Below are 12,763 nucleotides of genomic sequence, written 5' to 3' on the forward strand. Positions count from 1 at the left end.
GAGAAACCGGTCTTTTTAGGATTGTCTACGCGAAAAATTTGTGAATTTGAAGGATGAAGGTCTGTGGTGGGATTGGTTGAGCTGGAACGGTTGCCCATCGCCTAGGAAGACAGTGGCTTCAACAAGGGCTACATAGGCTGGCTCCAGCTGTTGGAAATAGTCTTGGAGAGTTTGATTGGCTGGTTGGAAGGTGATGGTTTTGGCTGAATGACTAATGACTAAGTTCAAATCCTTTTCAATGTAGCGGTAAATTGATGTCTGAGCAACTTCTTCCGTGATACCAGGTACAAGTTTGGGATTGAAGAAATCGATGTCGACGATGTTGACTCGTGGCCCTTTTTTTCGAAGGCGGACAACTCGGAGAATAGTATCAAAATCTCTTAGTTGTAGAGCAGTTTTGACATCGGGATAGTCTTTGGCCTTGATTGTTTCTAATACAGCAACTTCGGTTTGGTAGGGTTGGCTGAGCCCTGCATTGATTTCTTGGAAACTGGTTAGGCTGGCCAACTCAAAATTGAGGGAAGGATCATAGATGACGATAGACCCCTTCCCACGAATTTTTTGGATGTAGGCATCGTTTTGTAGAAGTTGCAGAGATTTGCGGAGGGTTTCCCGAGAAGTCTCAAATTGTAGGCAGAGTTCCATCTCAGAAGGGAGTAGTTGCCCTTGACAATAGATTCCTTGCCGAATGTCTGCTTTGAGTTGGTCATAGATGACCTGGTATTTTTTACGATTCATAGGCTAACGACTAAGGAAAGCTACCGTCTCAAATGGACGGAGTTCCAAGGACTGTTCAGCTTCTCGCTCGCCATAGTTTCCAAGGAGATACTTATAGTCTGTACCTTCCATTGAGACAGTGGTCGATTGATCATAGAAGTTATTGAAAACAATCAATTCTTGATCGCCCAATTGACGCTTATAAGCAAAAACCTGTGGGTGGTCGGTTAGGAGAGGCTGGTAGGTTCCTTCTTGAATAATAGCTAATTCTTTTCGAAGACGGATTAAGTCTTGGTAGTAGCTAAAAATACTACCTTCGGCTAACTCTTTTTCGACATTGATATCTTTATAGTTCGCAGCCACCTCTAGCCATGGTTGACCAGTTGAGAAACCTGCATTGGTTTGGTCATTCCATTGGATTGGTGTGCGGCTGTTATCACGGGATTTGACTTGGATAACGTTCAAAGCTTCCGCTTCACTCAAACCACGATCCAAGAGCATTTGGTAAGCATTGATACTTTCAATATCCTTGTATTGATCCATGCTGGTAAATCCGGGATCAGTCATTCCGATTTCTTCACCCATATAGATGTAAGGAACCCCTTTCATCATGTGGATAGTTTGGGCCAACATTTTTGCGGATTCTTCCCGATACTCTTGGTCATTGGTGAAGCGGGTTAGGGCACGAGGTTGGTCATGGTTGTTCCAGAAGACTGCATTGCAGCCACCACCTTGATCCATTCCTACTTGCCAGTCATTGAGAATTCGTTTTAATTCTGCGAAGTCCATCGCCTGATTTTGCCATTTGTCACCATCTTTATAGTCAACTTTGAGATGGTGAAAACTAAAGGTCATTGATAGCTCATGACGGTCTGGTCTGGTGTAAAGGATACAGTTGTCAATGGTGGTTGAGGACATCTCGCCAACCGTTACGATATCTGAATCTTGTCCAAAACTCGCTTGATTCATTTCCTGCAAGTAGTCGTGGACAATTGGGGTATCGGTGTAGAGGGCTTTTTCTTGTTGTTCATTGATAGAGTCGACAAGGACTTCATCTTTTCCAATGACGTTGATGACGTCAAAGCGGAAACCAGAAGCTCCTTTTTCCCGCCAGAAATTGACAACATCGTAGAGCTCCTTGCGGACTTCTGGATTGTGCCAATCCAGATCCGCCTGGGTTTTATCATAGAGATTCATGTAGTACTTGCCAGTATCTCCGAAAGGTTGCCAAGCTGGGCCACCGAATTTTGATTGCCAGTTGGTTGGTAGGCTGCCATCTGTCTTAGGTTCTCGGATGTAGTAGTAGGCTTGATATTTCTCATCACCAGCTAAAGCTTTTTGGAACCATTCATGTTCCGTTGAAGTGTGGTTGAGAACCATATCTAACATGATTCCCATACCGAGTTCTTTGGCTTGGCGGGCTAATGCTTCAAAGTTTTCCATAGTTCCGAAGCGAGGGTCGATGGCCCTGTAGTCTGCGATGTCATAACCATTGTCATTTTGAGGAGACACATAGAAAGGGTTAAGCCAGAGAATGTCGACTCCTAACTTTTTCAAATAAGGAAGTTTTTCAATAATGCCGGGTAAATCCCCGAAACCATCCCCGTTGCTGTCCTTGAAGGATTTAGGATAGATTTGGTAAACAACTTTGGAAAATAATGAATCTTTCATGAAAATACCTTTCTAATCAAAAGGGGTGGGGTTTCTTGAAACCCACCCCTAAAAATCTTAGTCTTTTTTCTCAAAGCGAATGAAGACAAATGTTAGAACGATTGGAAGAGCGATTACAATTGCTAATCCAAGGGCGAAAATACCCCAATATTGTGGAACGATGGAAAGGATACCAGGGATACCACCGATACCAACAGAATTGGCAAGAACTGGTACAGAACCTAGAAGGGCTCCGGCAATTCCGGCTGAAACCATAGCTGCTAGGAAGGCGGCCTTATGGCGAAGGGTTACCCCGAAGATAGCTGGTTCTGTAACTCCCAACCATGCAGAGATGGCAGAAGTGAGGGCCATGCTTTCGTTTTTGTTATCTTTATTTTTACGGAAAATCAACATCATGGCAAGAGCAGCAGATCCTTGAGCGACATTAGACATCACAAGGATTGGCCACAAGAAAGTACCATTTTCAGATGCAACCAATTGGAGGTCAACTGGTAGGAACATGTGGTGCATACCAGTGATGACAAGTGGAGCATAGAAGGTACCATAGATGAGACCTCCCAACCAGCCAGCTGTACTAAAGATAGCCATCATGACATTTGTGATTTGTGTTGCCAACCACATGGTTACAGGACCAATGACAGTGAAGGCAAGGAAACCAGTAATCAAGAGTGAGACAGGAGCAACCACTAAGAGTTTCAAGCTATCTGGAACACGTTTGTTTAACCACTGTTCAACATTAGCCAAGATAAAGGCTGCAAAGAGAGATGGTAAAACTTGAGCTTGGTAGTTCATTTGTTGAACGGGAATACCGAAGAGATCCCATGTTGGAATTTCTGCAAGTCCGCCAGTATTGACATCAAACAAGGCATATTGCGAAGTCAATCCTGGATGGCAAAGAACCAAACCAAGTACGATTCCCAAGAGTGGTGAACCACCGAAACGGGTCATTGCTGACCAACCAACAAGAGCTGGGATAAAGATGAAGGAAGTTGCCGCGATAAAGTTAACAATACCAGCAAATCCAGCGAATCCAGGATACATTTCAACAATGGATTGTGCTCCAAAAATTCCAGGTTGGGTAAGGACATTGTTAATCCCCAAAAGCAAACCAGAAGAAATGATAGCTGGTAGAATTGGAACAAAAACGTCACCCAACAATTTTACCAATTTTTGAAGAGGATTCAAATCTTGAGCAGCCTGTTCCTTAGCTTCTTCTTTAGATACAGCCTGTGCTCCTGTTTGCGCTACCAGTTCATCGTAAGCTTTGTCAACAATACCAGGACCAATGATAACTTGATACTGACCATTGGCAGAGAACTGTCCCTTAACCAAATCAATTTGATCGAGAGCAGACTCATCTACCTGCCCTTCATCTTTTAGAATAAAACGAAGACGGGTCACACAGTGGGTTACACTGTTGATGTTGTCCTTGCCACCAATGGCTTGAACGATTTTAGAAACATCGTTTTTCATAACTTCTCCTTTTGAAAGCGTTTTTTAAACTTGTATAGACAAATTATAGTAGACTTGTCTATACTTGTCAAGGGTTCATGTGGAAAAAGTTTATAAAAAAGCCCCCTACTGGGATGATTCCAGCAGGGGGTGAGTCATTAGTCAACAAAACCGATCGTTAAAAAGATTGCTGCTAGAAGGAGGAGATGGACTTTCTTTTCTTGAACATAGAAAGAGTAGAGGAGACCTCCTAAAAATATAGTCAAAGGGCTTGACAAATTGAGTCTACAAATGTAAACTTCAAATATAGACTACAAGTGTAAACAAAAAAGAGGTAAACGCTATGAAAGGAATCATGTCGACTGCAGAATGGCAGGTAATGCGGGTTCTCTGGGCTCATCCAGACAGTGGCAGTAGTCAGATTATTGACTACCTGCAAGCGGATTTTGAGTGGAAACCCAGCACCGTCAAGACTCTTTTGACTAGGCTCAAGGATAAGGGCTTGATTGAGGCTCAAGCGGAAGGCAAACGCTTTGTTTATCGAGCTGTGACGAGTGAGCAGCAGGAGTTAGAGAAGATGGGGCAAGAGTGGTTGGACAATCAGTGTCAGACCAAGCATGGGGAGCATTTATTGGCTCTTTTGAAGCAGGCCCAACTGACTCAGTCTGACTTGGAGAATCTAGTAGCTTGGGCGGAGACAGTCAAGGAAACAGCACCGACTCAAGTGGCTTGTTCTTGTTTGCCGGGGCAATGTGATTGTCATGCTTAGAAGGAGATGAAGATGGAAGAACGTTTGTACCAAGTTTCAGGCATGACCTGTGCTTCCTGTGCCTTAACGGTGGAAGCTGTTGCGGGGCAGCAGGAGGGAGTTGAAGAGGCGCAGGTTAACTTAGCAACTGAAAAATTGACTCTGAGAACGACAGGGGATTTTCAAGCTAGTGTCTTGGAGGCAGCGGTGTCTGGTCTGGGATATGATTTAGTAGAGCAGCAGTTAGAGTGGGATGCCGAGCAACGCCAGTCTCAAGAGGAAGACAAGGAAATTCGATTGGAGGCTGAGCGTCGGCGTTTGCTAGGGACCGCCTTGTTGACACTGCCCTTACTCTATATTGCTATGGGCTCCATGTGGGGCTTGCCTCTTCCAAGTTTTTTAGCGCAAGGGGCTCCTTTTGTCCTGGTCCAGTTCCTTTTGACAACGGTCGTTCTTTATTTAGGGCACGGTTTTTACCAACGTGGTCTGCGCAATCTTTTTCAGGGGCATCCCAATATGGATAGTTTGATTGCCTTGGGAACAGGTGCTGCCTATCTCTATTCGACCTATGGAACTTGGCAGGTTTTGCAGGGACAAGACCATTTTGCCCACCATCTCTATTTTGAGTCGGCCGCAACCATTATTTTCTTTGTTTTCTTAGGGAAATATTTAGAGGCAAGGGCCAAGCAAGAGACTTCTCGTGCTCTGCAAGGACTTAGTCAGTTAGCACCCCAAGAAGCGACACGTATCGGGACTGCAGGGCCAGAAATCGTTGCGACCAAGGATTTGAAGGTCGGAGATCGGGTACGGGTCTTTCCTGGAGATAGTTTCCCGGTGGATGGAATTGTCCTAGCAGGCAGTGGTTATGTGGACGAATCCATGATGACGGGGGAAAGTCTTCCTGTTTATAAGGAAGCTGGTCAGTCGGTTTGGGCGGGAAGTCTCAATCAAAGCGGTAGTGTGGATTACCAAGTTACTCAAGTGGGAGGAGCAACTCTGCTGGCTCAAATTATTACCTTGGTCGAAGAGGCCCAGGCACAAAAAGCGCCGATTGCCGCCTTGGCAGACCGCTTGGCTCGTTATTTTGTACCGCTGGTCTTGGTAGGTGCCTTATTAGCGAGTTTAGCTTGGTATTTCTTGGGTGGGGCAGATCTGGAATTTGCCTTGTCGATTTTTATAGCAGTCTTGGTGATTGCCTGTCCTTGTGCCTTAGGCTTAGCGACACCGACAGCGATGATGGTGGCGACTGGGCGGGGTGCTCAAAAAGGTGTGCTGCTTAAATCCGGTCCGGCTTTGGAAAGTTTGGCTCAGATTCAGACGGTACTGTTGGATAAGACAGGGACTGTCACAGCTGGTCAGATGAAGTTGACAGATTTAGAGCTTTGGACAGAGGAGTCACGAGCAGAGGTTTTGGCTCTTCTAGCTTCCGCCGAAAGTCATAGTGAGCACCCAATTGCTCAAGCATTTGTGCAGGCGGCTGAAGAAGAGGGGATTGCTTTGCGGGCTGCCTATGACTTTCAAGCCCATGTCGGGCGTGGCATTGTGGCTCAGGTTGACGGGCAACGGATCTTGGTTGGAACTAGTCGCTACTTAGAAGAGCAGGGTGTTGTCATTCCGCATGAGTTGGATTTACAGTCTTGGGAAAGTGCTGGAAAAACGACTCTCTTGTTGGCGCGTGAGGGAATTCTATTAGCGGCTCTAGCGGTTTCGGATCCTATTAAGGAGACTAGCCGCGAGGCGATTAGACAATTGAAAAAACGTGATTTGGAAGTTGTTCTTTTGACAGGTGATAAAGAAGCAACTGCCCAAGCTATTGCCAAAGAAGTGGGAATTACCCAAGTTGTGGCTCAGGTACTTCCACAGGATAAGGCTGCTCAAGTTGCTGCCTATCAAGAGCAAGGAAAACTCGTAGCCATGGTTGGCGACGGTATTAATGATGCTCCAGCTCTAGTTCAAGCTGAGGTCGGGATTGCCATGGGAACTGGAACAGATATTGCCATGGATGCTGCTGATTTGGTTCTTCTCCAAGGTGATTTGCTCAGTTTAGTCGATGCGGTTACCCTTAGTCGAGCTACACTTGGAATCATTAAAGAAAACCTCTTCTGGGCCTTTATCTACAATATCATTGGTATTCCAATTGCCATGGGACTTCTTTACATCTTCGGAGGTCCTCTCTTGAATCCTATGTTAGCTGGCTTAGCTATGAGCTTGTCCTCTGTATCTGTTGTCTTGAACGCCCTTCGCTTACGCTGGAAATAAAGGAGAAAACATGAAACAAACTGTTCAATTAGCAGGATTATCCTGCCAAAATTGCGTTAAACATACCACAGCAGCCCTCTCAAAACTGGTAGGTGTAGAATCCGTGACTATTGATCTGGATCAACAGCTAGCCCAAGTGACAACCAATACAGTCTATCAGGCTCAGGCCTATCAAGAAGTTCTAGGCCCCTTGCCCTACAAGGTTGAATCTGTTCGTTAACACAAAAACGCCGTTCCTTTTTTGGGAGACGGCGTTTTTGTGTGAGTGCTTATGGGGAGCTTGTTTGAAGCTATTTTCTAATTGCTTTAGCAAACCTAGTTTTGTCTTTTGTTATCCTATCCCCAAAGCCGCTTTAGCTAGCTGATCGGCACGATCATTGAGGGGATCACCACTGTGGGCGTGGACTTTACGGAAGTGGATTTGAATGAGTGGGGAGTAGCGGTCAAACTCTTTTTTGTAGGCTTGGGAGATGGCCTTATTGGTTTTCCAGTCGCCGGTGGCCCAGGATTCGATACCTTGGTAATCGTAATAAATAGTGATGCTGGGATAGTCGTTGAGAACAGCCCACTTGATAGCGGCTAGGCTGGCTAGGCATTCCCCAGCCACTTGGTGAGATTCAAGGAAGATATCACGATCTCCAGCAAAGGAAAGACTTTCGATCTCTTTTCCGTTCAAGATAAAGGAGACGCCGGAACCGTATGCCTGATTCCGTTTATCGTAGGAGCCGTCCACATAGGCTTGAAGTTGGTCAGAGGCGATGGGTGCTTGGGTTTTGTCCTCTATGTAGACAATAGCCTCTTCTTGGCTGGTGAAGGATTTATATTGTGCACCTGAGAAGCCTTGAACTTGTTGTTGCGCTTCGGGCCAGCTGGTGTAGATTCCTGGTTGGCGTCCTTTTTTGACTGCGTAAAATTTCATAAGCGTCCTTTCTAAAAGCGAGCTTGGTAGAGGGTTGCGGAAATGGTGATGTGAGTCAGCTTGGTCCAGTCAAAGTCTGTGAGATTTACTTGTTGGAGCAGTGGGGTCATCTCTAATAAAGCTTCTCGGAGCTGGGGTGTTAGAGAATAGGTGGCGGTTAGCTCTTTCTGGTCTAGGATTTGCATCTGTTCTTTGAGGTGGTGATCAATGTCCTCGGGCTGATAGGCTTCTTTGCCCAGAATCTTTCGAATTTCAATCAAATGTTGAGATCCTGGAATAACCTTGAGGACTGTCCCTTGGGGCTGTAATAACCGCTGAAACTCTTGATAGTTAGCTGGAGAAAAGACATCCAAAATCAAATCGAGACTGTGATTTTCTAAGGGAATCTTGGCTAGGTCTGCCACAAACCATTTGATGTGTTGGTGGCTATCCGTCTTGCTGGCGAGAAGGATGGAGTCTTTGGACAAGTCAAAGGCATAATAGTTACTAGAATAGCTATTTTCCAGATGTCGGCTGTAGAAGCCTTCACCACAGGCGACATCTAAGATGGATCGTGGCTGCAGTTTCTCGATTTGCTGAGTCAGGCCTTCTAGGATATGGTCATAGAGTCCAGCTTCCAGGATTGTTTGGCGAGCTAAAAAGGAGTTTTTCTGGTAGTGCTGAGAGGTCTTGGCCTGGGGAGCTAAATTGATATAACCTTGCTTGGCTAAGTCGAAACTATGGCGATTCTCACAGACTAGACTGCGTTCCTGAAGGTGTAAGGTTTGATGGCAGTGGGGGCAGATAAAGAGGAGGGAAGAATCTGTAAATCGTTGAAGTTTGGGTGGCAGCATAGAGTAGTCTCCTTTGGTTGGAAAAGGCCAGGGCCCAAAACTGGGTCCTAGCCTTTGTGAAGTCTAGTATGTTAGAATAGAATATTTTTTCTTACCGCGACGGATAACAGTGAGTTGGTCTTCGAGGCGGTCCTTGTTATCTAGCTGGTAGTCCAAGTCTTGGATACGTTCACCGTTGATGTAGATAGCGCCATTCGTCACATCTTCACGAGCTTGGCGTTTGGATGGGGAAATGCCAGCTGTCACCAAGATATCAACCAGATTCAAGCTATCTTGACCAGTTACTTGGTAGTTTGGCACATCGCCTAACCCTTGCAGTAGTTCGGAAACAGAAAGTTCTTGGATATTTCCAGAGAAAAGGCTTTCGGTGATTTTGAGGGCTTGTTCATAGGCTGCTTGGCCGTGAACGAGGGAAACTACTTCTTTAGCCAGAATTTTTTGGGCTAGTCGTTGGTGTGGAGCTGCTAAGAACTCTTTTTCAATCTCTGCGATTTCCTCTAATGAAAGGAAAGTGAAGATTTTCAAGAAGCGAACAGCATCGTCATCCAAGACATTAAGCCAGAACTGGTACATTTCATAAGGACTGGTTTTGCTAGCATCTAACCAAACAGCGTTTCCTTCGGATTTACCGAATTTTTTACCGTTAGCATCAGTAATCAATGGAACGGTGAGAACATGGCCAGTTGTATTAGCCTTGCGGCGAAGCAATTCAGTTCCAGCAGTCATGTTGCCCCACTGGTCACTTCCTCCAATTTGGAGGGTCACATTGCGTTCTTGGTTGAGAGTGTAGAAGTCGTAGCCTTGCATGATCTGGTAGGCAAATTCGGTATAGGAAATTCCAGTTTCAATCCGGGATTTAACCGAATCCTTGCTCATCATGTAATTCACAGTGAAGTACTTTCCGATATCCCGGAGGAAGTCAATGAAGCTAACGCTGCCAAACCAGTCATAGTTGTTGACCATTTCTGCCTTGTTGGCACCATTGTCGAAGTCTAAGAAACGGGAGAGTTGTCCTTGGATTTTTGTTACCCAGCCGTCAACGGTTTCTTTGGTTTGTAGGCTGCGTTCGGCATCCTTGAAGGATGGGTCACCAATGAGTCCAGTTGCACCACCAACCAAGGCATAGGGTTTGTGCCCAGCTAATTGCAAGCGACGGCTGGTGAGAATCGCTACTAAGTGGCCTAAGTGCAAGCTGTCAGCGGTAGGGTCATAACCTGTATAGTAAGAGACTTGTCCTTCCTCTAGCGCTTTGCGAAGAGCTTCTTCATCCGTTGTTTGGAAGACCAAGCCCCTTTCTTTCAGCTCATCAAAAATGTGCATGTCTGACTCCTTTTTTGTTTCATTTTTCTTACTACAGTTTAACAAAATAAGGGATAATTGAAAAGAGCGAGGGCATTTTGCTATAATTGGGATTAACGTAAAAAAGGAGATAGACATTGTGAAGCACAAAGCTAAGAGGAATAGGGAAGAGGAGGCGTGGACCTGGAAGGATAGTGTGGGAACAGTCTTTCAGGTACAGTATCTCCTGCTAAAGGTCTTGCTGGTTTTTTTCTGGGGGTTTCTGGTACTAGGTGTCGGCGTGGGTTTGGGATATGCGGTTAGTCTTTTTCAAACGGCACAAGTTCTAGAGGGAAATGAGTTAGTTCAGCAAGTGACGCGAGTAGCCGGTCAATCCGAGTTGCGTTATGCTGACGGGAGTTTGATTGAAAAGGTTGATAGTGATCTTTTGCGGACCCCCATTACTTTAGATAAGGTGTCCGCCTCAGTCCAGGATGCTGTGATTGCAACAGAAGATGAGAACTTCTATGACCATGATGGGATTGTTCCTAAGGCTGTTATTCGGGCAACTTTGGGATCTGTTGTCGGTCTTGGTAGTTCGAGTGGGGGTTCTACTCTGACTCAGCAGTTGATCAAACAGCAAGTTGTTGGAGATGCACCGACCTTTTCTCGGAAAGCGGCAGAAATTTTAGATGCCTTGGCCTTGGAGGAGTCTATGTCCAAGGAAGATATTCTGATGGCTTATCTCAATATTGCGCCTTTTGGGAGAAATTATAAGGGTCAAAATATAGCAGGGGTTGAAGAGGCAGCTCAGGGAATTTTTGGGAAAAGCGCAAGTGATCTCAATCTTCCTCAGTCAGCTTTTATAGCAGGACTTCCTCAGAGCCCTATTGTCTATTCCCCTTATGCGGCTGATGGAACACTAAAAACCGAAGAGAATCAGACGCTAGGACTAGAGCGGCAAAAAAATGTTCTTTACAATATGTACCGAACTGGAAAAATCTCAGAGGCAGAGTACCAAGAAGCTTTAGACTATGATCTCCAAGCAGACTTTAGGCCAGGTCAGCCAACGGAAGGGGAAACCCATAATTATCTTTACTATACCGCTGTAGCTGAGGCTCAAAAAGCGATGTACAGTTACCTGATTGAGCGGGATAAGGTGAGTGAACGGGATTTGAAAAATGAGTCAACCGTAGCTGCTTATCAAGAACTGGCTGCAAAAGAGCTACACAGTGGGGGCTATGTTATCCATACCACGATTCACAAAGCTGTCCACCAAGCAATGGAGGAAACAGCTGCCAACTATGGATCTGTGTTAGACGATGGAACTGGACGGGTTGAAGTTGGTAATGTTCTTCTGGATAATGCAACGGGAGCAGTTCTTGGATTTGTTGGAGGTCGGGATTATGAGACTAATCAGAACAATCATGCTTTTGAGACTGTCAGATCTCCAGGATCGACGATTAAATCTATTCTTCCGTATGGCATAGCCATTGATCAAGGGATGATGGGAAGTGCCAGCATTGTGTCCAATTATCCGACAAATTATTCTAGTGGTCAGCCAATTATGCACGTGGGAAGCCGTGGGACAGCGATGATGCCCTTACAAGAGGCGATTAATAAATCGGAAAACATTCCTGCCTACTGGGCTTATCGAATGCTGCGGGAAAGTGGTGTGGATGTTGAAGATTACATGAAAAAGATGCATTACGATATTGCTGATTACAATATCGAAAGCCTCCCTCTTGGTGGTGGAATTGAGGTATCCGTTGATCGACATACGAATGCTTATCAAATGTTGGCAAATAATGGTCAGTACCAGGAACGTTATCTCGTAGCTGCGATTGATACTCAGTCTGGGGATCGAGTTTATGAACGTGCCAATCAGCCTGTTCAGGTATTTTCTGCAGCGACTGCAACAATTATGCAAGAATTGTTACGTGGTGTTATCCAATCGGGTGATACAACAACCTTTAAGAGTCGTTTAGGAGGTCTAAATCCTTCCTTAGCGGGAGCGGATTGGATTGGTAAGACGGGAACTACGGATGATTATATGGATGCTTGGCTGATGGTAGCAACACCAGGGGCGACTTTGGGAGGTTGGACAGGTCATGATGATAATACTCCGATGTCGACAATGAGTGGTTACAATAATAATTCTCAATACATGGCCCAATTGGTTCAGGCCATACATCAGGCGGATCCAACAGTTTGGAAAACAGAGCAGCGCTTTGAATTGGCTCCAGATGTTATTCGATCAACTGTCCTTCGTTCAACAGGCCAAGCACCAGGTACGGTTGATATCAATGGTCGTCAAATAACAGTGTCCGGTGCTACTACTACCAGTTACTGGGCTGTAAATGGTGCGCCTGTAACTTCTTATCGTTTTGCGATTGGTGGAAGTGACGCAGATTATCGACAAGCTTGGGCTTCTATTCAAGGAGGGCGCTAAAGGATCTCTCAGGAATATTCGATAGTTATATGAGGCAGGGTTTTGAATCCTGCCTTTTTTGTGACATCACCTCATCAAAGGAATTTTTATACTCATTCAGAATCAAAATTAGCAGATATCCATTCTCTATGGACAATCGATCGTAAGCGAGTAGTTGATAAGCTTTGGATAACTTCTTGCAACTGATCAATGACGTCATTCAATGATTTAAATGCTTTGTTCTTAAATCCTAATTTCCGAATCTCTGCCCAAACTTGTTCAATCGGATTCATCTCTGGTGTATAAGGTGGAATAAATGTAAATTCAATATTGCTAGGAATATCCAATGTCTGTGATTTATGCCAAACCGCATTATCCATCACCAAAATAATATAGTCGTTAGGGTAAGCTTCTGACAGTTGTCGTAAAAATTCATTCATCCAAGCCGTATTACA

The 12,763-nt window shown here is 45.1% G+C and carries 11 protein-coding genes; 4 read left to right on the top strand and 7 right to left on the bottom strand.

The genetic code is table 11. From position 1 onward, the window contains the following. Positions 1-15: 15 nt before the first annotated feature. From treR to treP, 3 genes are read right to left on the bottom strand one after another with little or no spacing between them, the layout of a single operon-like run. Positions 16-738, bottom strand: a complete 723-nt coding sequence (gene treR, locus E4T71_RS02250) for a trehalose operon repressor (RefSeq protein WP_135036237.1) — start codon at positions 736-738, stop codon at positions 16-18. Between the two features lie 3 nt (positions 739-741). Continuing rightward, positions 742-2,388 (bottom strand): alpha,alpha-phosphotrehalase, encoded by a 1,647-nt coding sequence (gene treC / locus E4T71_RS02255; protein ID WP_135036240.1) that lies wholly within the window; start codon positions 2,386-2,388, stop codon positions 742-744. 57 nt (positions 2,389-2,445) lie between these two features. Then, a complete protein-coding gene (treP, locus tag E4T71_RS02260) occupies positions 2,446-3,861 on the bottom strand; it encodes a PTS system trehalose-specific EIIBC component (RefSeq protein ID WP_135036243.1) in 1,416 nt (471 codons plus the stop codon). A 322-nt stretch (positions 3,862-4,183) separates the two neighbouring features. On the opposite strand from treP, the gene E4T71_RS02265 reads away from it, so the two are divergent. The 3 genes from E4T71_RS02265 to E4T71_RS02275 are packed head-to-tail and all read left to right on the top strand — an operon-like array spanning position 4,184 to position 7,067. Further along, entirely contained in the window at positions 4,184-4,609 is a 426-nt protein-coding gene (locus tag E4T71_RS02265; RefSeq protein WP_135036246.1) for a CopY/TcrY family copper transport repressor, read from the top strand. 6 nt (positions 4,610-4,615) lie between these two features. Next, positions 4,616-6,847, top strand: a complete 2,232-nt coding sequence (locus tag E4T71_RS02270; protein WP_135036249.1) for a cation-translocating P-type ATPase — start codon at positions 4,616-4,618, stop codon at positions 6,845-6,847. 10 nt (positions 6,848-6,857) lie between these two features. Then, positions 6,858-7,067, top strand: a complete 210-nt coding sequence (locus tag E4T71_RS02275; RefSeq protein WP_135036252.1) for a heavy metal-associated domain-containing protein — start codon at positions 6,858-6,860, stop codon at positions 7,065-7,067. A gap of 111 nt (positions 7,068-7,178) precedes the next feature. Here the strand turns inward: E4T71_RS02275 and E4T71_RS02280 are convergent, their stop codons facing one another. From E4T71_RS02280 to tyrS, 3 genes are all read right to left on the bottom strand, one after another. Beyond that, complete coding sequence (locus E4T71_RS02280; protein WP_135036256.1) at positions 7,179-7,766, bottom strand: viroplasmin family protein; 588 nt, start codon at positions 7,764-7,766, stop codon at positions 7,179-7,181. Between the two features lie 11 nt (positions 7,767-7,777). Next, entirely contained in the window at positions 7,778-8,599 is an 822-nt protein-coding gene (locus E4T71_RS02285) for a putative RNA methyltransferase (RefSeq protein WP_135036260.1), read from the bottom strand. A 63-nt stretch (positions 8,600-8,662) separates the two neighbouring features. Further along, positions 8,663-9,919 (bottom strand): tyrosine--tRNA ligase, encoded by a 1,257-nt coding sequence (gene tyrS, locus E4T71_RS02290; protein ID WP_135036263.1) that lies wholly within the window; start codon positions 9,917-9,919, stop codon positions 8,663-8,665. A gap of 118 nt (positions 9,920-10,037) precedes the next feature. Between tyrS and pbp1b the strand changes: the two genes are divergently transcribed. Then, positions 10,038-12,329, top strand: a complete 2,292-nt coding sequence (gene pbp1b / locus E4T71_RS02295) for a penicillin-binding protein PBP1B (RefSeq protein ID WP_306766719.1) — start codon at positions 10,038-10,040, stop codon at positions 12,327-12,329. A gap of 92 nt (positions 12,330-12,421) precedes the next feature. On the opposite strand, the gene E4T71_RS02300 is transcribed toward pbp1b, so the two are convergent. Continuing rightward, a partial coding sequence (locus E4T71_RS02300; protein WP_194181234.1) for a transposase occupies positions 12,422-12,763 on the bottom strand: 342 nt, incomplete at its 5' end.

Source organism: Streptococcus sp. WM07, from assembly GCF_004570525.1.
Classification (GTDB): Bacteria; Bacillota; Bacilli; order Lactobacillales; family Streptococcaceae; genus Streptococcus.

Coding starts and splice junctions, on each gene's coding strand:
- treR (WP_135036237.1), bottom strand. CDS start 738: ATGAATCGTAAAAAATACCAGGTCATCTATGACCAACTCAAAGCAGAC.
- treC (WP_135036240.1), bottom strand. CDS start 2,388: ATGAAAGATTCATTATTTTCCAAAGTTGTTTACCAAATCTATCCTAAA.
- treP (WP_135036243.1), bottom strand. CDS start 3,861: ATGAAAAACGATGTTTCTAAAATCGTTCAAGCCATTGGTGGCAAGGAC.
- E4T71_RS02265 (WP_135036246.1), top strand. CDS start 4,184: ATGAAAGGAATCATGTCGACTGCAGAATGGCAGGTAATGCGGGTTCTC.
- E4T71_RS02270 (WP_135036249.1), top strand. CDS start 4,616: ATGAAGATGGAAGAACGTTTGTACCAAGTTTCAGGCATGACCTGTGCT.
- E4T71_RS02275 (WP_135036252.1), top strand. CDS start 6,858: ATGAAACAAACTGTTCAATTAGCAGGATTATCCTGCCAAAATTGCGTT.
- E4T71_RS02280 (WP_135036256.1), bottom strand. CDS start 7,766: ATGAAATTTTACGCAGTCAAAAAAGGACGCCAACCAGGAATCTACACC.
- E4T71_RS02285 (WP_135036260.1), bottom strand. CDS start 8,599: ATGCTGCCACCCAAACTTCAACGATTTACAGATTCTTCCCTCCTCTTT.
- tyrS (WP_135036263.1), bottom strand. CDS start 9,919: ATGCACATTTTTGATGAGCTGAAAGAAAGGGGCTTGGTCTTCCAAACA.